The sequence below is a fragment of the Streptomyces sp. NPDC096040 genome, assembly GCF_040303265.1.
GTDB lineage: Bacteria > Actinomycetota > Actinomycetes > Streptomycetales > Streptomycetaceae > Streptomyces.
The window spans coordinates 63,418-89,178 of the sequence record NZ_JBEOTA010000022.1; the positions used below are offsets into that span (position 1 = coordinate 63,418).

Annotated in this window: 25 protein-coding genes; 20 read left to right on the plus strand and 5 right to left on the minus strand. The window is 71.0% G+C overall.

Going from position 1 to position 25,761, the window contains the following annotated elements:
- Nucleotides 1–138 precede the first annotated feature (138 nt).
- The 6 genes from ABTY98_RS28175 to ABTY98_RS28200 all read left to right on the plus strand — a co-directional run bounded on the left by ABTY98_RS28175 (nucleotide 139) and on the right by ABTY98_RS28200 (nucleotide 6,540).
- Nucleotides 139–804, plus strand: a complete 666-nt coding sequence (locus tag ABTY98_RS28175; RefSeq protein WP_352223805.1) for a hypothetical protein — start codon at nucleotides 139–141, stop codon at nucleotides 802–804.
- A 14-nt stretch (nucleotides 805–818) separates the two neighbouring features.
- On the plus strand, nucleotides 819–2,438 hold the full coding sequence (locus ABTY98_RS28180) for an N-6 DNA methylase (RefSeq protein ID WP_352223806.1): 1,620 nt from the start codon (nucleotides 819–821) through the stop codon (nucleotides 2,436–2,438).
- Complete coding sequence (locus tag ABTY98_RS28185; RefSeq protein ID WP_352223808.1) at nucleotides 2,435–3,088, plus strand: restriction endonuclease subunit S; 654 nt, start codon at nucleotides 2,435–2,437, stop codon at nucleotides 3,086–3,088. Before ABTY98_RS28180 ends, ABTY98_RS28185 begins: the two co-directional genes overlap by 4 nt.
- 29 nt (nucleotides 3,089–3,117) lie before the next feature.
- Nucleotides 3,118–3,579, plus strand: coding sequence for a Fur family transcriptional regulator (locus ABTY98_RS28190; protein WP_352223809.1), 462 nt, complete (start codon nucleotides 3,118–3,120; stop codon nucleotides 3,577–3,579).
- Nucleotides 3,580–3,589: 10 nt separating this feature from the next.
- Nucleotides 3,590–4,555, plus strand: coding sequence for a CAF17-like 4Fe-4S cluster assembly/insertion protein YgfZ (gene ygfZ / locus ABTY98_RS28195; protein WP_352223810.1), 966 nt, complete (start codon nucleotides 3,590–3,592; stop codon nucleotides 4,553–4,555).
- 140 nt (nucleotides 4,556–4,695) lie between these two features.
- Entirely contained in the window at nucleotides 4,696–6,540 is a 1,845-nt protein-coding gene (locus ABTY98_RS28200; protein WP_352223811.1) for a helix-turn-helix domain-containing protein, read from the plus strand.
- Here the strand turns inward: ABTY98_RS28200 and dtd are convergent.
- A complete protein-coding gene (dtd, locus tag ABTY98_RS28205) occupies nucleotides 6,518–6,943 on the minus strand; it encodes a D-aminoacyl-tRNA deacylase (RefSeq protein WP_352223812.1) in 426 nt (141 codons plus the stop codon). The two genes, ABTY98_RS28200 and dtd, sit on opposite strands and share 23 nt — an antisense overlap.
- Before the next feature lie 158 nt (nucleotides 6,944–7,101).
- On the opposite strand from dtd, the gene ABTY98_RS28210 reads away from it, so the two are divergent.
- The 3 genes from ABTY98_RS28210 to ABTY98_RS28220 all read left to right on the plus strand — a co-directional run bounded on the left by ABTY98_RS28210 (nucleotide 7,102) and on the right by ABTY98_RS28220 (nucleotide 10,361).
- The gene (locus ABTY98_RS28210; protein WP_352223813.1) at nucleotides 7,102–7,695 is read left to right on the plus strand and encodes an RsiG family protein; all 594 of its coding nucleotides are present in this window, start codon (nucleotides 7,102–7,104) and stop codon (nucleotides 7,693–7,695) included.
- A 131-nt stretch (nucleotides 7,696–7,826) separates the two neighbouring features.
- Nucleotides 7,827–9,071 carry a GNAT family N-acetyltransferase gene (locus ABTY98_RS28215; protein ID WP_352223814.1) on the plus strand — a complete coding sequence of 415 codons (1,245 nt, stop codon included), beginning with the start codon at nucleotides 7,827–7,829 and terminating at the stop codon, nucleotides 9,069–9,071.
- A 375-nt stretch (nucleotides 9,072–9,446) separates the two neighbouring features.
- On the plus strand, nucleotides 9,447–10,361 hold the full coding sequence (locus ABTY98_RS28220) for a winged helix-turn-helix domain-containing protein (protein ID WP_352223815.1): 915 nt from the start codon (nucleotides 9,447–9,449) through the stop codon (nucleotides 10,359–10,361).
- A gap of 27 nt (nucleotides 10,362–10,388) precedes the next feature.
- Here the strand turns inward: ABTY98_RS28220 and ABTY98_RS28225 are convergent, their stop codons facing one another.
- The gene (locus ABTY98_RS28225; RefSeq protein ID WP_352223816.1) at nucleotides 10,389–10,580 is read right to left on the minus strand and encodes a hypothetical protein; all 192 of its coding nucleotides are present in this window, start codon (nucleotides 10,578–10,580) and stop codon (nucleotides 10,389–10,391) included.
- 143 nt (nucleotides 10,581–10,723) lie between these two features.
- On the opposite strand from ABTY98_RS28225, the gene ABTY98_RS28230 reads away from it, so the two are divergent.
- From ABTY98_RS28230 to ABTY98_RS28280, 11 genes are all read left to right on the plus strand, one after another.
- Nucleotides 10,724–11,599 carry a GntR family transcriptional regulator gene (locus ABTY98_RS28230; RefSeq protein ID WP_352223817.1) on the plus strand — a complete coding sequence of 292 codons (876 nt, stop codon included), beginning with the start codon at nucleotides 10,724–10,726 and terminating at the stop codon, nucleotides 11,597–11,599.
- Nucleotides 11,600–11,628: 29 nt separating this feature from the next.
- Nucleotides 11,629–12,342: an HAD family hydrolase gene (locus tag ABTY98_RS28235; protein ID WP_352223818.1), complete on the plus strand. Its 714-nt coding sequence runs from the start codon at nucleotides 11,629–11,631 to the stop codon at nucleotides 12,340–12,342.
- A gap of 316 nt (nucleotides 12,343–12,658) precedes the next feature.
- The gene (locus tag ABTY98_RS28240; RefSeq protein ID WP_352223819.1) at nucleotides 12,659–13,567 is read left to right on the plus strand and encodes a winged helix-turn-helix domain-containing protein; all 909 of its coding nucleotides are present in this window, start codon (nucleotides 12,659–12,661) and stop codon (nucleotides 13,565–13,567) included.
- A 249-nt stretch (nucleotides 13,568–13,816) separates the two neighbouring features.
- The gene (locus ABTY98_RS28245; protein ID WP_352223820.1) at nucleotides 13,817–16,003 is read left to right on the plus strand and encodes a phosphotransferase family protein; all 2,187 of its coding nucleotides are present in this window, start codon (nucleotides 13,817–13,819) and stop codon (nucleotides 16,001–16,003) included.
- A 24-nt stretch (nucleotides 16,004–16,027) separates the two neighbouring features.
- Nucleotides 16,028–16,636: a TetR family transcriptional regulator gene (locus tag ABTY98_RS28250; protein WP_352223821.1), complete on the plus strand. Its 609-nt coding sequence runs from the start codon at nucleotides 16,028–16,030 to the stop codon at nucleotides 16,634–16,636.
- A gap of 40 nt (nucleotides 16,637–16,676) precedes the next feature.
- Entirely contained in the window at nucleotides 16,677–18,680 is a 2,004-nt protein-coding gene (locus ABTY98_RS28255; protein WP_352223822.1) for a HelD family protein, read from the plus strand.
- A 15-nt stretch (nucleotides 18,681–18,695) separates the two neighbouring features.
- On the plus strand, nucleotides 18,696–19,172 hold the full coding sequence (locus ABTY98_RS28260; protein WP_352223823.1) for an HAD domain-containing protein: 477 nt from the start codon (nucleotides 18,696–18,698) through the stop codon (nucleotides 19,170–19,172).
- 174 nt (nucleotides 19,173–19,346) lie between these two features.
- Nucleotides 19,347–19,901 carry a DUF6817 domain-containing protein gene (locus ABTY98_RS28265; RefSeq protein WP_352223824.1) on the plus strand — a complete coding sequence of 185 codons (555 nt, stop codon included), beginning with the start codon at nucleotides 19,347–19,349 and terminating at the stop codon, nucleotides 19,899–19,901.
- A gap of 142 nt (nucleotides 19,902–20,043) precedes the next feature.
- Nucleotides 20,044–20,511 (plus strand): helix-turn-helix domain-containing protein, encoded by a 468-nt coding sequence (locus tag ABTY98_RS28270; RefSeq protein ID WP_352223825.1) that lies wholly within the window; start codon nucleotides 20,044–20,046, stop codon nucleotides 20,509–20,511.
- A 77-nt stretch (nucleotides 20,512–20,588) separates the two neighbouring features.
- On the plus strand, nucleotides 20,589–21,242 hold the full coding sequence (locus ABTY98_RS28275; RefSeq protein WP_352223827.1) for a hypothetical protein: 654 nt from the start codon (nucleotides 20,589–20,591) through the stop codon (nucleotides 21,240–21,242).
- Nucleotides 21,243–21,372: 130 nt separating this feature from the next.
- Complete coding sequence (locus ABTY98_RS28280) at nucleotides 21,373–21,708, plus strand: DUF2516 family protein (protein WP_502994376.1); 336 nt, start codon at nucleotides 21,373–21,375, stop codon at nucleotides 21,706–21,708.
- A gap of 174 nt (nucleotides 21,709–21,882) precedes the next feature.
- Here the strand turns inward: ABTY98_RS28280 and ABTY98_RS28285 are convergent, their stop codons facing one another.
- From ABTY98_RS28285 to ABTY98_RS28295, 3 genes are all read right to left on the minus strand, one after another.
- Nucleotides 21,883–23,202 carry a PP2C family protein-serine/threonine phosphatase gene (locus ABTY98_RS28285; RefSeq protein WP_352223828.1) on the minus strand — a complete coding sequence of 440 codons (1,320 nt, stop codon included), beginning with the start codon at nucleotides 23,200–23,202 and terminating at the stop codon, nucleotides 21,883–21,885.
- Between the two features lie 295 nt (nucleotides 23,203–23,497).
- On the minus strand, nucleotides 23,498–24,619 hold the full coding sequence (locus tag ABTY98_RS28290; RefSeq protein ID WP_352223830.1) for a C40 family peptidase: 1,122 nt from the start codon (nucleotides 24,617–24,619) through the stop codon (nucleotides 23,498–23,500).
- A gap of 186 nt (nucleotides 24,620–24,805) precedes the next feature.
- On the minus strand, nucleotides 24,806–25,600 hold the full coding sequence (locus ABTY98_RS28295; RefSeq protein ID WP_352223831.1) for a class I SAM-dependent methyltransferase: 795 nt from the start codon (nucleotides 25,598–25,600) through the stop codon (nucleotides 24,806–24,808).
- Between the last annotated feature and the right edge of the window lie 161 nt (nucleotides 25,601–25,761).

Here is a 25,761-nt window from a genome sequence, read left to right on the forward strand (position 1 = left end):
CGCGCGAAACCCCGGTCGCACTATGCCTGCGACCGGGGCTCCGGAGGCTGTGCTCTGGGCGGCTTGCGAGGCAGAGGCGAACCCGGAGCATTCATCAATCACCGTAGCACAGCGCCCGTGAGGGCTCTGGGGGGAACCATGACCAATCGCTTGCCCGAATGGATGCTGCGTGACCTGTCCTTGCCACGCCTGCGTCGGTACGTCCGTGCCGCACACGGCGATGCCAGGACTGCGGAGCGGCTGTACTGGTGGAACATCGAGGTGTCGGCTGCTCTGCTCGGCTCGCTGCACTGCCTGGAACTGGCCCTGCGCAACGCCCTGCACGGCGCACTCGCGCGGCATCACGGCAGACGGGACTGGTGGGTGGTGGCGCCATTGAACGACCGCGGACTCAGGCTGGTGGACGACGCCCGCCGCTCCTGCGGGCGCCGCCTGGCGCGCACCGCGCCGGACGACATGGTGGCGGAGCTGTCCTTCGGTTTCTGGGTCTCGCTGCTCAGCCACGGTTCGGGCTACGACCGGCACTTCTGGGTGCCCGTCCTGCACTCGGCCTTTCCGCACTATCGCGGCCGGCGTGATCGTCTCTACCGGGACCTGACCTCGCTGGTCCTGTTGCGCAACCGGGTCATGCACCACGAGCCGGTCCACCACCGGCACCTGGCCGCCGACCATGACACCATCTACCGCGTGCTCGGCTATCTCAGCCCTGAGCTGGTCAAGGAGGCACAGGCCATGGACCGGTTCCCGGCCGTGCTCGCAGGCCGGGCGGATGTCCTGGGCGGCGCCAGACCGCCGCGGTTCTGACGGAGGGAGGCGCTGTGCGTGACACCGACTTCGCCGACGTATTCGTCTCCCGGCCCGACATCGCGCGCCTAGCCGGAGTCAAGCGCCCCGCCGTCACCAACTGGGAGCGGAGGCACGAGGACTTTCCGTCAGCCGTGGACCCCGGTGCCGAGGTGGAACGATTTCGCGCCGGCGAGGTGCTGGCCTGGTTGTCCGGGCGGCCCGTGCCCGCGAACGCCCTGCGCCCCGGCGAACCGAAGGGAACGACGTACGGTGACAGGTTCCGCGCCGGGCTGGGGGGAGAGAGCGCCGGTGGTCTGCTCCGTGCCGTCGAACGGCTCGCGGGACCGGACGCCGACCGGCTGCGGGGACCCATGCCCCTGGACCGCTACCTCCTCTGGCTGCTGTACCTCGTCGTGAACCAGGTCGTGGAGGGCGACGACGGGTCAGCCAAGGCCGTGGAAACCTTCGGCGAGATGGTGCGTGAGTTCGACCCGCCGGAGAAGACGGTTCCGCGCCGCCTGCTGAACGACCTCGCCGACACGCTCGGCCGCACCAGCGCGGGCTCCGCGCAGGAGAGCCGAGAGGCGTTCGACCGTGTCCTGGTGCTCTGGCGTGCTGCACACGCGCGCGAGGGCGGCGCCTTCTTCACCCCGCCGTCCGTGAGCCGGGTCATGGCCGGGGCGCTGGCCGCCGTACGGCCCGGAGCGGTGCGCGTGCACGATCCGTACGGCCGCACCGGGGAACTCCTGGTCGCCTACCTGGACGCCGTCATCACCGGACAGGGTGACAGCGTGCTGCCCCGGGTCGGCGGCCGGGTGCCCGACCGCCTGGAACGCCAGGTGGCACAGATGAACCTGCGCGTCCACCACGGCCGTACCGTCCCGCTCGGCGAAGGACCGTTCACCCCGGCACTCGACCCGTTCGCCGACCCCCCCGGCGCATTCGACGTGCTGCTGACCAACCCGCCATTCGGGCGCCGTCTGGAGGACGTGGCCCCACCGGCGTACTGGACCTATGGCTCCGCCCGCCGGTCCGAGTTCGACTGGCTGCAGTACATCGTCTCGCGGCTCGCTCCCGGGGGCCGGGCGGCCGTACTGCTGCCGGCCGGCGCCTCCTTCAACGCAGGTGCCGCCGAGACCGTGAGGGCCGGGCTGGTCGAGGCCGGGGCCGTGGAGTGCGTGATCGCGCTCCCCGCCGGGCTCTTCACGCTCACCGCCGTCAAGACGCAGATCTGGTTCTTGCGCGCCCCCGGATCCGAGGGGTCGGCTGACCCCGAGATCCTGTTCGTGGCGGGTGAGCGTCTCGGACACCGGATCACCCGGACCCAGCGGGCTCTGACCGATGATGAGATCGCTCTGCTGGTGGGGGAGTACGTGTCCTGGCAGACGGCAGGGGCGGCCGGGCGCTCCGCCGACGGCACGTCCGGCCTGAGCCGAGCCGTGCCGGTGCGGGACATCGCGGATCACGGCCACAGTCTGGACCCCGCGCTGTACGTCCGGCCGCCGGACACAGCCTCGGCCGCCCGTGCGGCGGGTCCCGCCAGGACCCGGGAGCGGCTGGCGAGACTGACCGAGGAGATCGAGTCCTTGCACGCGCGAGCGGAGGCGGCCGACGCCGAAGCGGACCGGTGGCTCAGGAGGTACGGGTTGTGACGACGGCCGACGAGTTCGGGCCGCCGGCCGGTTGGTCGCGCAGCCCGCTGCGGGACCTGTGCGCATCCATCCAGGCCGGGCCCGGGCAACGAGCCGAGGACAGGGGCCGGACCCTGGCGGACGGCGGGGCTTCCCTCGTACTGCCCCGCGATCTGCGCGGTCAGCGGATCGTCACCGAGGAGGCCGCGGTCGTCCCCGCGATCCCCTGGGACCGGGCGCGGACACTCGTGAAGTACGAGTTGGCCGAAGGGGACATCCTTCTCACCCGAACCGGCACCGTGGGCCGCTGTGCCCTGGTCACCGGGGAGCACACGGGCTGGCTGTTCCACCCCAACCTGGTACGGCTCAGGCTTCCCGGGAAGACGCGGGTCTCCGCCGCCTATCTCGTTGCCTATCTGAGCGCGTCGGTGGCACAGGACTGGATCAGGAGCCGGACGGCCGGCGCCGTCATCCCGTCGCTGAGCATTCGTACCCTGGGCGACCTCCCCGTCCTCGTGCCGCCGGCTGCCGAGCAGGCGATGATCGGTGCCACGCTCGCCGCCCTCGACGAGAAGGTCCAGGCACACGCCGAGATCGCTCGCGCCGCCCGCGTCTACCGCAGCGCGCTCGCCGACGCATTGATGCACGGCGTCCTGTCGGCCGAGGAGTGACCGGGCGGGCGCCGCCCTAGACTGGGCGTGTGGTGAGCACCGACTGGAAGAGTGACCTCAGGCAGCGCGGCTACCGGCTGACGCCGCAGCGGCAACTCGTGCTCGAAGCCGTGGACACCCTTGAGCACGCGACCCCCGACGACATCCTCGGTGAGGTGAGGAAGACCGCGTCGGGGGTCAATATCTCGACGGTCTACCGGACCCTGGAGCTCCTGGAGGAGCTGGGACTGGTCAGCCATGCCCACCTCGGGCACGGGGCGCCGACGTACCACCTCGCCGACCGGCACCACCACATCCACCTGGTCTGCCGCGACTGCGAGAACGTGATCGAGGCGGACGTGGCGGTGGCCGCGGAGTTCACCGCGAAGCTGCGGCGGGAGTTCGGCTTCGAGACCGACATGAAGCACTTCGCGATCTTCGGCCGCTGCGAGGACTGCGCGCGCAAGAGAACCAACGCCGCAACCGTCCAGACTTCAATTACCGAGTCGTAGGCTTACGCATATGAAGAGCCCCCTGCTGACCCTGTCCGGCGCCGTGCCCGCCGAGGGCGTGGACGAAGGCGTCGCCGCCCACTACGGCGACCTGTTCCGGGAGCAGCGCGCCCTCGCCGACGGCGCCGGTTTCGTGGATCTCTCGCACCGCGGTGTCGTCACCGTCACCGGCGAGGACCGTCTCGGCTGGCTGCACCTCCTGCTCACCCAGCACGTCAGCGACCTGCCCGTCGGCGAGGCCACCGAAGCGCTGGTGCTCTCCGCGCACGGCCACATCGAGCACGCGCTGTACCTGGTCGACGACGGTACGACGGTCTGGGCCCATGTGGAGCCCGGCACCGCCGAGGCGCTGATCGCCTACCTGGAGTCGATGAAGTTCTTCTACCGGGTGGAAGTCGCCGACCGCACGGGCGACTTCGCGGTCGTGCACCTGCCCGCCGGCTCGATCGCCGAGCCCCCGGACGGTGCCGTCGTACGCGAGACGGCGTACGGCCGTGATCTCTTCCTGCCCCGCGCCGAACTGGAGTCGTACGCGGAGAAGGCGGGCCCCGCCGCCGGGCTCCTGGCGTACGAGGCCCTCCGGGTGGAACACCACCGCCCCCGGCTCGGCTTCGAGACCGACCACCGCACCATCCCGCACGAGCTGGGCTGGATCGGCACGGCGGTGCATCTGCAGAAGGGCTGCTACCGGGGCCAGGAGACCGTGGCCCGGGTGCAGAACCTCGGTAAGCCGCCCCGCCGCCTGGTCTTCCTCCACCTGGACGGCAGCGAGGTGCACCTGCCGCCGCACGGCACGGAGATCCGGCTGGCGGACGACGGCGAGGAAGGCCGCCGGGTCGGCTTCGTGACCACGTCGGCACGCCACCACGAACTGGGTCCGGTGGCCCTGGCACTGGTCAAGCGCAACATCCCGCTGGACGCCCGGCTGGTCGCGGGCGACACGGCGGCGGCACAGGAAGTGATCGTCGAACCGTAGGGACCCGGGATCCTGAGGATCCCGGAAGCACCCTGCGGATATGCCGTTGACACCCCATAATCGGCAACGGGGGGCGACCACTTGAACACGGTGTGCACGTGTTCGACCCGTTGAGCGGCGTGCCCTCGGGGGGAGGCGCCTTGACACCGCAGGAGGAGTTCGCCGAGGCGCTGCGCGTGCGCCGGGAGGCTGCCGAACTCTCCCTCGCCGAGCTGGCCAGACGGGTTCACTACAGCAAGAGCTACCTCAGCCGGGTGGAGAACGGCCTGCGGCCGCCCGGCCGGCTGCTGGCCGAGCGCTGCGACGCCGCGCTGCGGGCCGACGGCGCCCTGCTCGCCCTGCTGCCGCCCGGACCCGAACAGCACCAGAGGCGAGGGGGCGAGGGACGCGACGGGAGACGACGGGACGAGGGACGCGACGGAAGACGGGACAGGGGCGACCAGCCCGTACGCCGGCCGAGTCCGGACCGCCCGGCCCCGGCCGCCCGACCGAGCCCCAGCGGCTACGGCGCCAGGTTCGACCAGCACATCCGGCGCGGCGACACCCGCCATCTCCTCGGCGAGATGTACGAGGCGGGCCGGCACTACCAGGCCGCCTACGAGGCCGCCGGCGGCGACGAGCAGGCCCGCGCCTACGCCGTCGTCCGCAGCGCCCGCCGCTGGTCGGACCCCGGGCAGGTCGACCGCGACCTGCTCTTCCGTATCGACGCCTGCCTGGCCGCGCTGGCCGACCGCGAGGACCCGCCCGCCGTGGAACTGCGTCTCCAGCTCTCCGCCCACCGGTCCAAGAAGCTCGCCATGGCCATCGGCTACGACACCGCGATGGCCGGAGCCGAACCCCGCACCGGCGCCCGGCTGGCTCGCCAGACCCTCGCCGAGCTACGCGAACTCGGCCGCCGTGCCCCCGGACAGATCGGCGACGAGGCCCGCTGCGAGGTACTGACCGAGACCCGCTGGGCGCTGTACGACTTCGCACCGGCCCGCGAACTGCTCGCCCTCTCCAGCGAACTCCGCGACCTCGCCGTACGCTCCCACTCCGCCTACTTCCAGGGCGAGGCACTGGTCGCCCTCGCCATCGACCAGCTCCGCACCGGCCGGGTGCCCGCCGCCGAGGCGACCATCAACCTCCACCGCGCGTACGCGGCCCGGCACCGCAGCCGGCTCGCCTACTGGCAGCAGCGCACCCTGGACGCCCTGATGAGCCTGTGGCGCGGCGAGTTCGCCGCCGCCGCGGAGTGGATCCTCGGGGAGGCCGGGGAGGTGGCGGCCGCGATGGAGGCCGGCCTTTCGATGCCCGCCGACACCCTCGGCCAGACCGTGCTCGGCCAGGAGTTCTGGCTGCGGCACGAACAGGGCCGGCTGGCCGAGCTGTTCGCCTCCCCGCGCATGGCGGGCGTCCAGCAGCGCGGCTACTTCCCGGTGTGGCGGGCGGGCCTGGCCCTGGCCCTGTGCGAGACCGGGCGGTACGAACAGGCCGTGGACCAGTTACGGGCGTTCGCCGCCGACACCGACGGGTTCACCCGCCTCCCGCCGAGCGGCTGGGCCCTGCCCACCGCGGCCGTCCTCGCCCAGGTCTGCGCCGAACTGGCGGAGCGCACGGACCGCCGTAGCGAACTGTCCGCGTACGTCCCACCGCTGCGCGCCCTCCTCGACGCGCACGGCGACGAACTGGTCCTGGCCGGCTGGCCCACCGTCCTGCTGGGGCCCGCCGCCCGCTTCAGCGCGCTGCTCGCCCTGGTCGCCGGCGAACCGGAGACGGCCCTCGGGCACCTGGGCCGGGCCGTACGCCTCGCGCAGCGCTATCCGGCCCAGATGGCCCGGCTCCGCCTCGACGAGGCCCGCGCCCGGCTGCGCACCGGCTCCCCGGCCGCCCGCGCCACCGCCCAAGAGCTGGCCAGGACCGCGCTCGGCGCGGCGGAGGAACTCGGCATGGCGGGCCTGGCCCGCGACTGCCGGGAGCTGCTCACATCTCCAGCAGCACGGTGAACGGCCCGTCGTTGGTCAGCGACACGCGCATCTGCGCCCCGAACCGCCCGGTCGCCACGGTCGCCCCCAGGGTCCGCAACTGCGCTACCACCTCGTCCACCAGCGGCTCGGCGACGTCGCCGGGCGCCGCCGCGTTCCATGTCGGCCGCCGACCCTTGCGCGCATCGCCGTACAGCGTGAACTGGCTGATCACCAGCAACGGCGCATCGATGTCACTGCACGACCTCTCCTCGGCCAGCATCCGGATCGACCACAGTTTCCGGGCGAGTTGGGCCGCCTTCTCCTTCGTGTCGTCGTGGGTCACGCCCACGAGCACACACAGGCCCTCGCCCTCGATCGCGCCGACCGTCTCGCCGTCCACGACGACACTGGCGCCGTCCACCCGCTGAACCACCGCTCGCATGCGGACCATCATGCCCGGTGCCCCGACCGCCCCCGTAGGGGGTCCATTATTGATCCTTAAGCCCATATCTAGGGCCGTTCGGGGGCACTCGGTCACATTGTGGCCACTTGGGGTGGCACCATGCTTCCACACGCCGGTCGAGGGGACGGTAGAGACGTATGAGCACACCGAGCACCGGGCGACTGAAGACACAGGGCACGCAGAGCGCGCAGAGCCTGCCCCGGCCGCCCGCACAACGCGGCGAGGGCATCCCACTGCCCGCGGAGCCGCCCGAGCACGACCTGACCTGCCTGAGCCTGCCCGAACTGCGCGTCCTGCGCCGGGACGCGCAGCGCGACGAGGCCGACCTCAGCTACGTACGACGACTGCTCCAGGGCCGTATCGACATCCTGCGAGCGGAACTGGCCCGCCGCTCCCCGGCGGGCGCGGCCGCCGTCGTGGACCGCCTCCCGGAGATCCTGACCGACGGCCCGGCCCGCCACCGCTCCTCGGCCCGCCATGTCACCCTGGGCACCCCGCACAACGAGGAGTACGGCCGCCTGGCCGCCGACATGCTGGCCGAGGTCGAGCTGTCCGACCTGGAGGCCCGCACGGACACGGAACTCACGACGGCGATGGGCAGGCTGGTGCGGTACGAGCAGGCAGTGTCGCGACGGAGGCAGCGCCTGCAGCGGACGGCGGACGATTCGAGCGGGGAGATCGCCCGCAGATACCGGGAGGGCGAAGCCCAGGTCGACGATCTGCTGACATAACGCTGAAGCGCCCCTTCAGGGGCGCGGGGCTGTATCGATGTGCGGCTCCGCCGCGTGGGCGCGACAACCCCCACGCACCCGCGCCCAAAAATAAATCCGCACCACCCCCGTCAAGCACATACCGTGCTGTCATGACCGACGCCGTCGAAGTCCGCCCCATAACCGAACCCGAGCTGGCAGACTGGCACCGGGCCCTGAACACCGGTTTCCTGCAACAGCCCACCCTCACGGCAGACCAACTCGAAGCCCGCCGCAGGCAGTTCGTGCCGGGCAGACTCCTCGGCGCCTTCGACGGCCCCCGCTGCGTGGCAACGTTCCGCTCCTTCGCCCAGGAGCTGACCACCGTCGGCGGGGCGAGCGTCCCCGCCGACGCCATCTCCAACGTCACGGTCACCGCCACCCACCGCCGCCGCGGCCTGCTCACCCGCATGATGAGCCAGGACCTCGCCGCGGCGAAGGAGCGCGGAGACGTGGTCGCGACCCTGATCGCCGCCGAGTACCCGATCTACGGCCGCTACGGCTTCGGCCCGGCGACCACGCTGACGGAGTGGACGGTCGAGATCGGGCGCACGGGTCTGGGCTCCCGCTGGTCGGGCCCCGAGGACGGCGGCCGGATCGACCTCGTCGACGGCGACGACGTCCGCAAGCTCGGCCCCGACCTGCACGAACGCATCCGCCGCGGCACGCCCGGCGCGGTCAGCCGCAGTGAGCTGTGGTGGCAGCTGCGCACCGGCGCGGTCCGCTTCGAGACCGACTGGAAGGAGCCGTTCCACGCGGTGTACCGGTCGGCGGACGGCGAGGTCGAGGGGCTGGTGGCGTACGAGGCGGACGACACCTGGCACGGCAAGCAGCCGGACGACACGGCCACCGTGAACTGGCTGCTCGGCGCCACGCCGGCGGCCGAGCGCGCCCTGTGGCACTACCTGTGCTCGATCGACTGGATCACCAAGGTGAAGAGCGGCTGGCGGTCGCCGGACGACCTGCTGCCGTACTACCTGCCCGACCCGCGCGCCGCGCGGATCGTCACGCAGGCGGACTGGCTGTGGGTGCGGATCCTGGACGTCGTACGGGCCCTTCAGGCGCGGACGTACGAGACGGCGGGGTCGCTGGTGCTTGAGGTGGTGGACCGGCAGGGGCTGGCCGGCGGGCGGTTCCGGCTGGACACCTCCCCCGCGCAGGCGTCCTGCGTCCCGACCACCGACGCTCCTGAAATCACCCTGGACATCGCGGAGTTGGCCAGTGTCTGGCTCGGCGACCAGTCCGTGGCGCGGTTGCACGCCCTCGGCCGGGTCCAGGAAGCGCGAGTGGGCGCCGTCCGGAAGGCCGACGCCCTGTTGCGCACGTCCGGGCGTCCTTGGTGCCCGGACATCTTCTGAGACGGTCTCCTTCCTTCCGGCGGCGGTGCCTGAATCACCTTGTCCAGATGTGCTCATCCGTAGCGAGCTGTGAAGTTGTGGCTGTGCGGATCTGCCTGTGTTCAGTTGGTGGGTATTCAGTTGTCGGTGTTCAGTTGTCGATGTTCAGTTGTGACTGTGCTCAGGTGCTGTGCGGTGGTCGTGCGCCTCGGCGGCCGCCCTGGTGGAACGGGCTCCCGGCTCCCCTCCGGAAGGGAACCCTGTCGGCCAACCGCCGGGGAAGTGTGACCATGTTGCAGAAGTTGGTGGCCAACTCCTCTGTACTTATCTCCGCTTGGAAGCGACTCATAACCACCTTCCCGTGAACTGCCGAAAGATGGCGGGAAGTTGTACTGTTTGTCCGTGGACGCGGAACACGCCTCCGCCAATGGGCGGGAGAGGTCACATCGGCCTCAGGCGTCACACCACGCGGTGGCCGACGCGCTGCGCACCCGGATCAGGTCAGGGGTGCTGCGGCCGGGCCAGCGCATGCCCACACAGGCCAAGCTGGCCGACGAGTTCGGTGTCGAGCGGGGGGCCGTACGGGAGGCGCTGCGCATCCTTCAGTCGGAGCACCTTCTCACCAACGTATCGAAGGGCGCGCCGGCGACGGTCGCCCCTGATCCGGGCCCGGTACGGCTCGCCGTGGGCCCGGCGGCGGACCCCCAGCCCACCATGGTGGCCCTCGCCTCGCGGATAGAGGCGGCCTTCGCGGCCCCGCGGGTGGAGATCGACGCGCTCTGTCTGACCTCGGTCTCCCTCAACCTCGCGCTCGGCGAACCGCTCCGGCTCATCCACGCGGGGCGCCTGGAACCGGCCAAGATCGACGTCCGGGTGCTGCTGCCGAGCCGGAACATCGACCTCGCGTTCCCGACGGCGCTGGACGCCTCGGCCGAGGACGCGGTGCACAACCGCTGGCTGGCCCAGCGCAACGCCCAGGGCCAGGTGCTCCGGCACAACCTGCTGGCGCTGCGCGCCACCCACGGCATCGACGTGCGGGTCACCTTCCGGGCCCTGCCGTTCACCCCGCCGGTCAAGCTGTATCTGCTCAACGGGGTGGAGGCGCTGTTCGCGTACTACACGCTGGGGCGCCACGAGCGGGAGATCGACCACGAGCACCTGCAGACGTACGACGCCGAGGGCACGCGGTCGATGCTCTTCGCGTTCGAGCAGGGCGCGGGGCTGCGGGACACCACGTTCGTGGAGCAGTCCACGCTGTGGTTCAACGCCCTGTGGGAGACGATCAGTTCGGAGTTGCAGCTGACGGCTTAGTCCTGTTGGTCCTCACCGAGGTGTTCCTCACAGCGCGGGACCGGTGAGCAGCAGGGCGAGCACGACCGCGCCGACGGAGCTGACCGCCGGGCTCTTGGCCTTGATCCCCACGGTGAGCAGGAGCAGACCGATAATGCCAGTGGCACCGTACTTGGACTGGATGATCTGTTCGAAGCCGAAGACGAAGACGGCGGAGAGAAGTGCGAGGGCGGCAGGCATGGCGGTTCCCCCATCGTCGGGAAGCAAAGCTTCCACCAACTCAACCAAGTTGGTTACCAACTATGCTTAAGTTGTCCCCAGTTGGTTGAGACTTATAAACAACTTTCAAACAACTCCCGCCAAATAACTCGGAGTTGTAGCGTTTGGTCGTGACTCAGGAGAACGTGGCAGTGAACGGCGCAAGCAGGCTCACGCCCAAGGAGATCGCCGACACCCTGCGGGAACGCATCCGCAAGGGCGACCTCAAGGCGGGCGATCGGCTGCCCACGCAGGCCGAGTTGGCCGAGGAGTTCGGCGTGGAACGGGGTACCGTACGCCAGGCCGTGCGGGCGCTGCAGGACGACGGTCTTCTCAGCAACGTCAGCAAGGGCAGTCCACCCCGCATCGCCGAGCCGGGCCCACGGCCCCATGACGAGCCCCAGCCCACGATGGTCGGCCTCGGCCCCCGTATGACGGAGGCGTTCGCCGCCCCGCACGTCCGTATCGACGCCGCCTGCCTCACCGCCCAGAGCCTGCTGCCGGCGCTCGCCGAGCCTCTGCGCCTGATCCACGAGGGCCGGATCCGCCCCGAGAGCATCGACGTCCGCGTGCTGCTCCCCGGCCGCGACATCAACCTCGCCTTCCCGGTTCCGGTCGAGGGCAACGACGACGTCGTGCACCGCCGCTGGCTCGAGATGCGCAACGCCCAGGGCCAGGTCCTCCGCTACAATCTCCAGTCCCTGCGCTCCACCCACAAGATCGACGTGGACGTCACCTTCCGGGCCCTGCCGTTCACCCCGCCGGCCAAGCTGTATCTGCTCAACGGCGCGGAGGCGCTGTTCGGGTACTACATGGTCATGCGCCGCGAGGAGCTCACCGACAGCGGACCGCTGGACATGTACGACGCCGTCGGTTCCGAGTCCCTGCTCTTCTCCTTCGAGAAGCGGGCAGGTCACCGGGACGCCGCGTTCGTGGAGCAATCGCAGAAGTGGTTCGACGCCCTCTGGGAAACCATCACCACGGACCTGACACTCTCCTAGTGACTTCTGATACGACGCAGACGGAAACGGTGACGGAAGAGACGGCGCACGAGACCGAGAGGCTACGGGACCTGATCACTCGTGCCCGAGTGGTCCTGTGGGACTTCGACGGACCGATCTGCCGCCTGTTCGCGGGCCACTCGGCGGCGCGGGTGGCCGACGACCTGGTGCAGTGGCTGGCCGGCCGGGGCCTGCGCGGCCTGGTGACCGACACCGAGCGCGACTCCCTCGACCCGCACCTCGTGCTGCGCGCGGTGGACCGCAGGCACCGTGGCAGTGACCTGGTCGCCGAGTTGGAGGAACGTCTCACCAAGGAGGAGCTGAGGGCCACGGCGACCGCGATGCCCACGGCGTACGCGGACATCCTCATACAGACCTGGCGGGCGCGCGGCGCCCGCATGGCGATCACCAGCAACAACTCCCCGCGGGTGGTTCGCGCCTATCTGGAGGAGCGCGAGCTCATCTCCTGCTTCCACCCGCACATCTACGGCCGCACCGAGGACCTCCAGCACCTCAAGCCCGACCCGCACTGCCTCAACCGCGCCCTCAGCGCGATGGGCGCCGCCCCCGGCGCGGCCCTGATGATCGGCGACTCCCCCACCGACCTGGAGGCGGCCCGGAGGGCGGGGGTGCCGTTCCTGGGCTACGCGCGTAACGCACGGAAAGCCAAGCTTTTGACCGAGGCCGGGGCGGGGTGCGTCGTGGGGTCGCTGGAGCCGCTGCTGACGCTGGTGCGGCAATAGGGCGCGGTCCGCGCACCCGCCGCCGGCGCCTGCGGGCCCAGGCCGCCAGGGACGCCAGTAAACTCGCGGCCCAGAAGGCCATTTGACTGAGATCGTCGATCTGTACGCCGATCCCTAACACGTGGACAGTCACGGCTTTCCACCCCCCTTGTATCGCGGATCCCGGTCAACCTCTCAAGTCGACCGGTTGACTGAAGAGTTGACTGCTCAGTGCAGAATTTCCCAGTCAACTAGATCCAGTAACATGGGAAGTTGGTTGACTGGTAGCCTGACGGGAAGTTGTTTGCCGGGTGCCGCCAAGAGGTACGTACGGCGTGTGACCAAGCGAACGAACGAGGGCGGCGGTGCGGTTCGTCGGGTCTCGGACGAGCTCCGGGTCCGGCTCTCCGATGGCGCCTATCCGCTGAACTCCTTCCTGCCGTCGCAAGAGAAGCTCGCGCAGGAATTCGGGGTGTCCCGTGACACCGTGCAGCGGGCGCTGCACGTCCTGCGCACCGAAGGCTGGATCGAGTCCCGGCAGGGCCAGGGCTCCCGGGTCGTGCGGCGCCAGCACATACAGTCCTCCACGCCCCGGGCCACCCGCTCCCGTCATCCGATGACCCTGGGCCCGCTCATTGCCGAGGCCTTCGAGCGCGACGAAGTCGCCCTGGACATCGCCACGTTGACCTCGGAGAGTCTGGACGCCCATGTCCGGGTCCAGGCCGAGCGGATCCGGGCCCGCATCATCGCGCCCCGGAGGATCACCCTGCGCATGATCCTCCCGGCCGAGAAGCTCGCCATGCCTTATCCCCGGAACAAGGACGACCAGGAAGATCCACGTCTTCCGCGGCGTCTGCACGCCATCACCCGGGTCCACACCGGCTCGCTGCGTACGGTCCTCGACCAGCTCCGCACCGAGAATCTGGTGCCGTCGGTCGATTTGCAGATCCGCCACACTGAACTCACTCCGACCTTCAAGCTCTACGTCATCAACCATGACGAGGTCCTGCACGGCTTCTACGAGCCGATTCTGCGGACGGTGATCCTGGAGGACGGGACGGAGGTGGAGGCCGTGGACGTCCTGGGTCTCGGAGCGACTCTCACCCATCACGTCCGGGACACGGATCCGGACTCGGCGGGCTCGGCCTTCGTCAACAACGCGACCAGATGGTTTGAGTCGGTCTGGAAGCTGCTCGCCTGTCAGCCGCAGGATCCGCGTGATCCGGAGGGGGCTCCGCTGCGCTAGAGTGCGAGTCCTCTGAGCAACCGCTCGGTCGCGTGCGAATGAGAGACGGCGAAAAGAGCCGGTCTCGGACGACCGTACCGATGGGCGACCATACGGATGAACGACCCTTCATTCGTCAGGGTTACTCCGCCGTCCCTTGAGGCGTGTCGTGCATCACCTGGCAATACCGTTTCCCTGCCCGATCCACGCGATATTGCGCGCGTACCACCCCCGGAGCGACCAGTGGGTGCACCGCCTGTCCCCCCGGTCGTGAGCGGGAGAGACACCGGCAGACCTCTATTTGACGACGAGTACGAGGCGTTCCGAGGGCATGCGGCGGAACAGGGGCTGGCGAGCGGCGGCTTCCACAACCAGAACTACGTCCTTCCGTTGAACGAGCCGGTGGCCCGGCTGCTGGGCCGGGCGCCCGGGACCGCGGTCATCGTCCGGGTCCGCAGGCCCGACGCTCTGTCCGTGGTGATCCGGACCTGGCCGAACGAGGCGCGGATCCTGCGCGCGGTCCAGGGCGTGCTGCCCAACGTCCCCGAGTGCCTCTTCGAGGGGAATCGCTTCACCATCCACAGCTATGTGGAGGGAGTTCCGCTCTCCAGCGTCTGTGCCAACGGCAAGCCGGTCGACACCGTGCGGCTGAAGGCCCTGGCCCGGCTGATGGCCGAGATGACCCAAGTGCGCGGTGCCGCGCTGCCACCGCTGCCGTCGATGTGGCCCCGGAATCACTCGGACAGCCAGGCCTTCCTGCGGACGCTGGCCCGGATGGCGGATCTCCAGGTCCGGCAGGCCAACGGGTCGGCGTTCGGATGGCTGTTCGCCGCCCTGGGCATCCCTGAGGACGCCCTTCTCCGGTTTGCCGACCGGGTGCCCTGGATGACCCGGCGTCCGTACAGCCTTCTCCACGCCGACCTGCACCGCGACAACCTCATCGTGTCTCAGTCCGGCGATGCGTCCCTCACCTGCGTCGACTGGGAGCTGGCCACCTTCGGCGACCCCCTGCACGATCTCGCGACCCACCTGGTCCGTATGCAGTACCCGGCCCACCAGCGGGATGAAATCGTCGAGGCGTGGACGGAGGCCATGCGCGCGGTGCGGCCGGCCGCCACCAACGGGGCGACCAAGGACCTGCGGCACTACGTGGACTTCGAGCGCGCCCAGTCCGTCTACCCGGACGTGATGCGGGCCGCGCGGTCCCTGGAGGAGTCCTTCGAGGAACACAGCCTGGACGCGGCCACAACGGCCGTCCGGCACGCGCTGGAGGCGGCCGCCGAACCACTGCGGCTGCGCACGGTCCCGGGCGACCGGGAGATCGAGCGGATCCTGTTCCGCTGGGCGGCGTCCACGCCCGCCGACGGCCCCGCCCCACGCGGCCGGATCACCGACGTCATCGAATGGAAGCAGGACCGGCGGGTCCCCGAGCGCCCCGACTTCCCCCACTCGGCGGTGCGGGCTGCCCTGTTCCTGGAAGGCGCGACACCGGCCGGCCAGGTGTTCAAGGGCACCGCGCACCTCAACTCGGTGATCCGGGTGCCGGGCATCGACTTCCCCGTGGTGGTCCGCCGCAAGGTGCCGCACTTCCGCCGTCTGGAGCGCAGCTACCTCAGCGAGCACGCCGTGCTGCGGGCGATCGAGCGCTCCGGGGTGGCGGTGGCGGCGCCCCGCGTGCTGGCCTTGGGGGAGACGCGGGCGCGCTACCTGTGCGCGTACTCCAGAGACCGCTTCGCCATCCACACCTACGAGGGCCCGAGCGACCTCGGCCGCAGACCCGACCACCCCGTGCACGGCCTGCGCCCGCACGAAGCCGACGTGCTCGTCGACCAGTTGGCCGCGCTCACCGAGGTCGACTACACCCACGTCGACCCGGTCGCGGGCGAGCAGGGCTCCTACGGCTGGCTGTGCGACCAGCTCGTCGGCCTGGTCGCCAGCCTCCCCGGGGAGTCCCAGCAGCTGGCTCGCTTCCTCGGCCTCCCCGACGCCTCCCGGCTGCGCGAGATCCTCGCTCGGCATCGGGTGAGCGACCGCGCTCCGGCCCTGCTGCACGGCGACCTCAACCCCTGGAACCTGGTCCGTCGCGACGACGCGCTCGCCCTGACCATCATCGACTGGGAGATGGCCCTGGTCGGTGACCCGCTCTACGACCTGGTCCGGCACATGCATCTGACCCCGACCCGGCCGGAGATCCGCGACCGGATGTTCCGCCGCTGGGAGCGCCGGCTGGACTCGAGGTTCACCTGTGACTGGGAGCGGGACTGGCGGGTCTACCGCTGGATCGAGATCGTCCGCTCGGCCTACGTCGACCTGGACCGCCTGGTCACCGGCGCGGGCCTGGACGCGCCGAACGTGCGCCGTGCGGTGGACTCGTACGCCATGACTCTGGTGGCCGCGACCGGTTCCCTGGGCCTGCCGGGCCGGCGCCTGGAGGACCTCACCCGCGCCCTCGCCTGACGCCCGCTGCGTAGGCTCGGCCTCATGGGTGAGACGGGTCTGCGCGCGCGCAAGAAGCGGCGGATGTACGAGGACGTGTCGGACATCGCCGTACGGCTGTTCCTGGCGAAGGGGTTCGACGCGGTGTCGGTCGCCGAGGTGGCGGCCGCGGCCGGTATCTCCAAGCCGACGCTGTTCCGGTACTTCCCGGTCAAGGAGGACCTGGTCCTGCACCGGATCGCCGACCACGAGACGGAGGCCGCGCGGCTGGTCGCCGGGGCGGACTCACCCGTGCGCCTATTGCGGCAGCACTTCCTCGACGGCCTGCGGCGCAACGACCCGATCACCGGGCTCAACGACCACCCCCAGGTCCTGGCCTTCCACACCCTCCTCAACAGCACCGCCACCCTCGTCGCCCGCCAGCACACCTATCTGGAGCGGTCCGAGGCCGCGCTCGCCGAGGCCCTCGGCGGCACCCTGGACGCCCGGCTGGCCGCCGGCCAGATCATCGCCGTACAGCGGATCCTCGCGCAGGACAACTGGCGGCGGATCGCGGCCGGGGAGCGGGTCGAGGAGGTGCGGGCGGACGCGGTACGGGCGGCTGAGCGGGCCTTCGACCGGCTGGAGCGGGCGGTCGCCGACCTCCCTGGTTAAAAATTTAACTCGGTCACGTTCTTTCGTTTACGCTGCTCCCATGCAGCAGGAACTCGACCGCGAACGCGCCTACCACGACACCTGCCGAGCCGCCCTCGCCCGTATGGTCGAAGGCGCCGCCGAGCATGTCGTCACCGGCGAGGACGTCTCCGCCTCCGGCGCCGACGCCGAAGTCCTCGGCTACCGGCTGCGCAGCCGGGCCAAGGAGATGCGCGAGCTGCCCCAGGGCCCGCTGTTCTTCGGCAAGCTGGACTTCGACTCCGGCGAGCACGCCGGGCAGAGCTACCGCATCGGCCGGCTGCGGATCAGCGAGGAGCCGACCGCCCCGCCCCTGGTCGTCGACTGGCGGGCCCCCGTCTCCCGCGCCTTCTACCAGGCGGGACCCGACGAACCGCGGGGCGTCGCGGTACGGCGCCGGTTCGGCTGGGCCCCGGGCAGCCGCGGCGACTCCGCCGACCTCACCGGTTGGGAGGACGAGCGACTGACCGCGGGCCAGTCCGGCCCCGGCACCCTCCTCGCCCAGGAGATCGAACGGCCCCGCGTCGGCCCCATGCGGGACATCGCCGCCACCATCCAGCCCGACCAGGACGACCTGGTACGCGCCGACCTCACCGCCTCCGTCTGCGTCCAGGGCGCCCCGGGCACCGGCAAGACCGCCGTCGGCCTGCACCGCGCCGCCTACCTCCTGTACACCCACCCCCAGCGCATCCGCCGCTCCGGCCTGCTGATCCTCGGCCCCAACCGCACCTTCCTCTCCTACATCTCCGAGGTGCTGCCGGCCCTGGGCGAGACGGGCGTACGCCAGACCACCCTCCACGACGAGATCGCCCGCCACCCGGCCACCGGCACCGATTCCGCCCGGGCCGCCGCGCTCAAGCACGACCCCCGGATGGCCGAGCTCCTGCGCCGCGCCCTGTACGCCCATGTGTCCACCGAGGCCGTCCACCCCCTGTCCCTCTCCGACGGGACCTACACCTGGCGGGTGTCCGCCGCCGCACTGACTCGGATCGTCGCGGCGGTACGGCGCGAGGAACCGCCGTACGCCGTCGGGCGCGAACGGGTGCGGGGGCGGGCGATGCGGGCCGTACAGCTCCAGGCCGAACGGCGGGCCGGGCCGCAGCCGGCCGCCTGGACCCGCCGCCTCGAACGGTCGCGGGCGATGAGCGCCTGCCTCGACACCGTCTGGCCGAAGGTGCGCCCCGAGGAGGTGCTGGCCGGACTCCTCACGGACGGCGAGGTGCTGGCGCGCGCGGCCGAGGGGCTCCTGGACCCCGACGAACAGCAGGCCCTGCGCTGGCCGCGGCCGCCGCGCTCGTACAAGTCCGCCCGCTGGTCACCGGCCGACCTCGTCCTCCTCGACGAGATCGCGGGGCTCGTCGAACACCCCGAGGGCTACGGCCATATCGTCGTCGACGAGGCCCAGGACCTCTCTCCCATGGAGTGCCGGGCGATCGCCCGCCGGGCCGTCTTCGGCTCCCTCACCGTCCTGGGCGACCTGGCCCAGGCCACCACACCATGGTCGGCGCGGCGCTGGGAGACCGTACTGCACCACCTGGGCAAGCCGGACGCCACGGTCGTCCCGCTCACCACCGGGTTCCGTGTCCCGGCGGCGGTCGTGGACCTGACGAACCGGCTGCTCAAGCGCCTGGGCACGGACGTGCCACCGGCCAGGTCCTACCGCGCCGACGGAGAGCTGACCATCCGGCCGGCGCAGGACGTGCACGCCGCCACGGTCACCGCGGTACGGCAGGCCCTGGCCCGCGAGGGGTCGGTCGGCGTCGTGGCGGCGGCCACGCAGGTGGCCGGCGTACGTGCCGCCCTCACCGCCGCGGGGATCGAGTCGGCGGAGCCCGACCAGCTCGGCGCCAGGGTGGCCGTGGTCCCGGCGAGCCTGGTCAAGGGCCTGGAGTACGACCATGTGGTGGCGGTGGAACCGGCGGCGGTGGCGGAGGACGAGGAACGCGGGCTGCACCGGCTGTACGTGGTGCTGACCCGCGCGGTGTCGAGGCTGGACGTGGTGCACACGAGGCCGCTGCCGTTCTGAGGGATCCTGTCCCCGATGCTCCTCTTCCTGGACATAGACGGCACCCTCATCCCCTTCGGCGCCCCGGAGAGCCGCCCGTACCCGGTTTACGGGACCGGCCACAACCCACCTAACCCCCTTCTCACCCGCATCGACCCGGCACTGGGCCCGCGCCTCGCGGCACTCGGCTGCCGGCTCGTCTGGGCCACCACCTGGATGGACGACGCCAACACCACCGTCGCTCCCTGGCTGGGCCTGCCCCCGCTGCCCGTCGTGGAGTGGCCGGACGAGGACGAGCCACCCGCCCTGCTGCACTGGAAGACCCGGCCGCTGGTGGAGTGGGCGGGGGAGCGGCCGTTCATCTGGATCGACGACGAGGTCACCGAGGCCGACCGGGCGTGGGTCGCCACCCACCATCACCGGCCCGCCCTGCTGCACCGGGTCGACCATGAGTTCGGGCTGACGGAGGCGGACTTCGGGGCCCTGGAGACCTGGCTGGCGGCCCACCGCTGACTCTCCGGCGCGTAGGCCCAGGCCAGGCTCGGCTCGGGTCTGGCGACAACTCCATGGGATTGACCGGGTTCAGTTCTCTCGGGAGGATCGGCACCGGGCCCAGGCGGCAACCCCTCCGGCGTCGAGGCGAAGGCGTGAACGGGTGCCGACCCGCGCGACGGAAGGAACCCGACCGTGCCCGATCTCCCCGCTGCCCCCACTCAGGCCGCCGTCACCCTCCTGCGTGACCTCGGTGCCGCCGAGATCGCCCACCCCGGAGGGACTCTCCTCGCGCACCTCCAGCGCGTCGAGGAGCAACTCGCCGTCTGGGGCGCCCGCCCCGTCCTCCGGCTCGCGGGCCTCTGCCACGCCTTCTACGGCACCGACGGCTTCCCCACCGCCCTGCTGCCCCTGAGCCGCCGCGCCGAACTCGCGGCGGTGATCGGCGCGGAGGCCGAAGCCCTCGTGTACCTCTACGGCTCGTGCGACCGAAAGGCCACCTATCCGGCCCTCACGGACGCCGACGCCGCCGTCCACGACCGGTTCACCGGCCGCGCCCGCTTCCCCGGGCCCCGGCTGTGCCAGGACTTCGCCGAACTGACGGCCGCCAACGAACTCGACCTCGCCGGCCTGGACCCGTCCTTCCGTGAGAAGTGGGGTGCCGATCTCCTCACCCTGTTCACCCGCTTCCGGCCCCTGCTGAGCCAACCGGCCCGGGCGTCCTGCCGGAGTGTGCTGGGGGAGGGGTGATGGTCGGGGGGGCTGGGGTGGGGCTGAGTACGGCAGCCGTCCTGACCGCCAAGTGCCATGACTCGGCCGTCCGGGTATGGCGCGACACACTTTTGCAAGCGGGTGCTTGCAATTGTTAGCGAGGGTGGGGCAGGGTGGAGACATGGCATCGCTCAACGTCGGCAATCTCGGTGAGTATCTGCGCGAACAGCGGCGCAACGCGCAACTGTCGCTCAGGCAGCTCGCCGATGCCGCCGGGGTGTCCAATCCGTACCTGAGCCAGATCGAGCGCGGGCTGCGCAAGCCGAGCGCGGAGGTGCTCCAGCAGGTCGCCAAGGCCCTGCGGATCTCCGCCGAGACGCTGTACGTCCGCGCCGGCATCCTCGACGCCGAGCGGGATCTGAACGAGGTCGAGACCCGTGCGGTCATCCTCGCCGACCCCACCCTCGACGAGCGGCAGAAGCAGGTGCTGCTCCAGATCTACGAGTCGTTCCGGAAAGAGAACGGCTTCGGGTCGGGCGAGGAGAGCACGAGTGCCACCGGCAGCGAGGCCGGCGGCATGGCGGGCGACGGCAGTGACACCGGCAGCGACGCCGACAGCGAGACCGATCCGCGGCGGACGGCCGGATGAGCCGGCCAAGCGCGCCGACCGCCGCGCCGCGGACCACAAAACCCTCAGCCGAACGTGAATCCGGGAGGACCATCACCATGGCCATCACCGACGACCTGCGCAAGACCCTCAGCGACCCGACTCCGCTCTACTTCGCCGCCGGCACCGCCGACCTCGCCCTCCAGCAGGCCAGGAAGGTCCCCGGCCTGGTCGAGCAGCTGCGCACCGAGGCCCCGGCCCGTATCGATGCCGTCCGCAAGGCCGACCCGAAGGCCGTGCAGGAGAAGGCCGCCAGCCGCGCCAAGGAGGCCGGTGCCAAGGCCAAGGAGGCCCAGGCCAGCCTCCAGGCCAAGGTCAACGACTTCATCGTCTCCCTCGACGGCGACCTCAAGAAGCTCGGCGAGTCCGCCCAGGACTTCGCCCTGCGCCAGGTCGGCGTTGCCGCCGAGTACGCCGTCAAGGCCCGCGAGACCTACGAGAAGGTCGCCGAGCACGGCGAGCAGGCCGTGAAGACCTGGCGTGGCGAGGCCGCCGACGAGATCGAGGACCTGGCCATCGCCGTCGAGGGCAAGCCCGAGCCGGTCGAGGCCAGGGGCGACGAGAAGAAGGCGGAGCAGCCGAAGGCCGCCGAGGCCAGGCCGGCCGCGATGAAGAAGTCCCCGGTCGCCAACGCCAAGGTCGCCAACGCCAAGAAGGCCCCGGCGCCCCGCAAGGCGACCCCGGTCAAGAAGACCACCCCGCCGGCCAAGTAACGGGCACCGCGACGGGACGCGCGGGCCGGGCACTCCTCGGGTGTCCGGCCCGTTATCGGTGTAGCGGTAACTCCAGCGGGTACGGTGGCCGCGTCGGAACAAGCCGAAACAGGTGGTGGACGTTGTGCTGATGCAGGGCTTCTCGAGTTTCCTGGGGCTGCTCTACCTCGCCATGCTGGTCCTCGCCGTGGTGGCGCTGGTCATGGCCGTGCTCTACCGGGACGACGCCTACCGGGCCGCCAGCAAGCAGAACAAGGGGTTCTGGCTGATCATCCTCGGCATCACGGTCGTGGTGAACCTCCTGGTGCCCATGCTCTTCCTCCAGCTGGCGGGCCTGGTCGCCACGATCGTCTTCTTCGTCGACGTCCGCCCGGCCCTTAGGCAGGTCTCAGGAGGCGGCTTCGGCCGCCGCGGCGGAGGCAGCAGCAGCGACGGCCCGTACGGCCCGTACAACGGCGGCCGGTGACCTCGCGAGGGCGGCGCGCACCCGCTGAGGGCGCCCGCTGAGGCACACGCCCAGTTCCCCGCGCCCCAAAGGGGCGCGGGGAACTGCGCGACCAGCCACAACGGACCCTTCGACGGCCTACGACAGCACCCCCACCGCGGGCAGCCGATCAGGCCCCCCGCTGCGGGCTGCCGCTCAGACCACCCGCTCCCGGTCCAGCAGCACAACCGCCACGTCATCCGTCAGCTCGCCACCATTGAGCTGCCGCACCTCGTTCACCGCCGCCCGCAGCAACGCCTCCCCGGTCAGCCCCTCGGCCAGCTGCCGCCGCACCATCTCGACCATCCCCTCCTGACCGAGTCGCTCCCCGCCCGAGCCCACGCGGCCCTCGATCAGCCCGTCGGTGTAGAGCATCAGGCTCCACTCGGCGCCCAGCTCCACCTGCGTCCGCGGCCAGCGGGCACCCCGCAGCAGCCCCAGCGCCGGCCCGTTGTTGTCGTACGGCAGCAGCTCCGCCGGCCGCCCGGGCCGGGCGATCAGCGGTGCCGGATGCCCGGCCAGGCACAGCCCGGCCCGGCGCCCGTCCGGCGCTATGTCGACCGTGCAGAGCGTCGCGAAGATCTCCTCGTCGGACCGCTCGTGCTCCAGCACCTCCTGCAGCGTGCCCAGCAGCTCGTCGCCGCACAGCCCCGCCAGGGTCAGCGCACGCCAGGCGATCCGCAGCTCCACTCCGAGCGCGGCCTCGTCCGGGCCGTGTCCGCAGACGTCGCCGATCATCGCGTGCACGGTCCCGTCGGGCGTGCGCACGGTGTCGTAGAAGTCACCGCCGAGCAGCGCGCGGGAGCGGCCGGGGCGGTAACGCGCGGCGAAGCGCAGCGAGGAGCCGTCCAGCAGCGGCGTGGGCAGCAGGCCCCGCTCCAGGCGGCGGTTCTCCTGCGCCCGCATCCGTCCCTCCGCGAGCTTGCGCTCGACCGTGAGGGAACGCTTGCGCTCGACGGCGTAGCGGATGGCGCGGCTCAGCAGCCGGCTGTCCAGTTCGTCCCGGAAGAGGTAGTCCTGCGCGCCGACGCGCACGGCCTCGGCGCCGCGCTCGGCGTCACCGGAGGCGGTGAGCGCGAGCACGGCGTGCCGGGGCGCGAGCTTGAGCACGTGCTTGAGCACGGCGAGCTCGTCGGCGTCGTCGTCGGCGCGGCCCGGCGCCGGCAGCGCCAGGTCCAGCAGGATGCAGTGGACGTCGTCGGTCAGCAGCCGCTCGGCCTCGGTGAGGTTGCGGGCGGTGCGGACGCGGATCGAGTTGCCGGACGCGTCCCGCAACTCGGGCAGGATCGGCGAACCGGACGGATCGTCCTCGATCAGCAGCATGGTGAGAGTGGTGCCGCCGCTGTTCGAGGCGACGGCTTCCGTGCGGTTGGCCTCTTCCTTGAGGGGGCCGCCGCCCTGTGCGGGCATGGCGACCGGCGCCTGACCACTCTCCACGGCCGGGATCGCTCTCTGCCGCGGTACGGGTACGGGCATCGTGTTGGGTTCCTTCCCTCCCCCCGAGGGCATGGCGGGGCGAGGGACCTCGACCCACCCGACGGGGACCATAGCGGTACTGGCCACCGCAACGGAATGGTGTGAGACGCGTCGCTCCGGCTCAGGCCTTTGGCATATGCCGCGTGCCGTAACGCAGTTGGACAGAACGGCCGTCCGGCGGGGATGACGAAGGTCACGTGGTGCCCGGGTTTCAGCGGGTGTTGGCGTGTACTGGGTCACATGACGCAGCTCACGAAAGGGACATCACAGGCAAAGGAAGCGCTCGGAGGGAAGGTCAGGCGTCCGGCCTTACCACGCCGAGGATCGGCATCGTCCCGGCGCCGCCGATCGACACCGTCCGCCCCGGGCGCGGGGCTTGGATGATCGCGCCGTCGCCGATGTACATGGCGACATGGCTGGCGTCGTCGAAATAGATGATCAGGTCGCCGGGGCGCATGTCCTTGACGTCGATGTGCCTGAGCTGTTTCCACTGCTCCTGCGAGGTGCGCGGGATCGGCTGCCCAGCGCTCGCCCAGGCCTGCGAGGTCAGTCCGGAGCAGTCGTACGAGTCCGGGCCCTCCGCGCCCCACACATACGGTTTGCCGATCTGGGCGGTGGCGAAGGCGACCGCCTTCTTGCCCGCCGCGGACGCCTTGCCGTGGATCTCGCCGAGTATCCCGGTGCCCAGCCAGGCGGTCTGCGCCTTGTAGGCGGCCTCCCGCTCCAGCTCGGCGAGCCGCTCCTTCTGCTTCTTCTCCAGCGTCGACTGGAGCTTCTCGGCGGCGGCGATCCGCTGCGTGATCTTCTTCTTCGCGGCGGCCTTCGCCTTGCGGCCGGCCTCCAGTCTGTTCCACTGGTCGGCCGCGTCCGCCGCGTACTGCTTCAAGTCCTGCTGGGTCCGGGTCAGTTCCCTGATCAGGCCCTTGGTGGCCCGCTCGCCCTGGAGCACCAGCCCGGCCCCGTCCAGGAACTGCGAGGGGTTGTCGCTCAGCAGCAGCTTGGCGCTGTCCGGCAGCCCGCCGGTGCGGTACTGGGCGGCTGCCGCCCGGCCCGCCCGCGCCTTCAACCCGTCGAGCTTCTGCTGCCCCCTGACGATCTTCTTGGCCAGGTCGACGATCTCGGCGGACTGTTTCTCGGCGGCTTCCTCGGCGGCGTTGTACGCGTCGGTGGCGACGGCCGCGTCATGGTAGAGATCGTCCAGTTTCTCCCGTACGGCCTCAAGGTCCTTGTCCGGCGGGAGAGTCACGGAGGCGCTGGGGGACCCGCTCGGGGAGGGTGTGGGGCTCGGTGCCGCGAACGCCGTGCCGGGCGCGGCCAGTACGGTCACGGCGACAGTCACCGCGCAGACCACGGTCACGGCCGCTGTCAGGATCCCTCGACGCCCGCCCGGCCGGACGCCGTACTTGTCCGGTCCCATGACCCGACCCCCCAAAAACTGATTAACCGTCAGTAACCTGCGACTCGGGGTGGATCGTGCCATGTCACGCCGCAAACCGACAGAGGTAACGGCAGGTGGATTCCTGCCCGGTTTCCCCCCGAGCGCGACGATCTCCCCGCCTTTGTGACGAACGACTCACCGGGATCGTTCCCGGACCCGCCGCCCTCAGGTCGAGGGCGCCAACGCCCCCCAGGTCACCGTCACTTCCCCCTGCCGCCAGCGCGCCACCGAGTCCGTTACCGGCCAGTCGCCGGTCAGATCCCGCACCGCCCGGATCCACCGCTGCCGGGCGCCGTACGAGGCGTAGGGCGCGGCGGCCGCCCAGGCGCGGTCGAAGTCCCGCAGGAACGCGTGCACCGGCTCGCCCGGCACATTGCGGTGGATCAGCGCCTTGGGCAGCCGTTCGGCGAGGTCCGACGGCCGTTCCAGGGAGCCGAGCCGGGTCGCGAACGTCACCGTCCGGGGCCCCTCGGGCCCGAGCGCGACCCACACATGCCGCCGCCCGATCTCGTCGCAGGTCCCCTCGACCAGCAGCCCTCCGGGCGCGAGCCGTGCGCACAGCCGCGCCCAGACGGCGGCGACCTCGCTCTCGTCGTACTGCCGCAGCACATTGGCCGCGCGAATGAGCAACGGCCGCCCGGGGAGCGGGATCTCGAACCCGCCGTGCCGGAAGGCGAGCCCTGCGCGCTCGTACGGCTTCGCGGCGGCGACCCGGTCGGGCTCGATCTCGATCCCGACGACACGCGCGCGCGGCGCGACGGTACGCAGCCGCCCGAGCAGCTCGACGGCGGTCCAGGGAGCGGCGCCGTAACCGAGGTCGACGGCCACGGGCTCAACGGTGCGACGGAGCGCGGCGCCGTGCGTGGCGGCGATCCACCGGTCCATGCGGCGCAGCCGGTTGGGGTTGGTGGTCCCGCGCGTCACCGTTCCCACGGGGCGGGCAGCGGCGCGGGCATTCATGCCTACGAGAGTAAAGCGCCTCGTGAGGGGCAGGCGCGGGACTGTGTCCACCACCGGACCACCCCACGCCTCTCCCCCTCGAACGGTTGAGCGACCACAGGTAATGCTCCGGTAAAAACCCCATCCCCCGGAATGGGAATCCACCCCTCCGCGTTGCACTC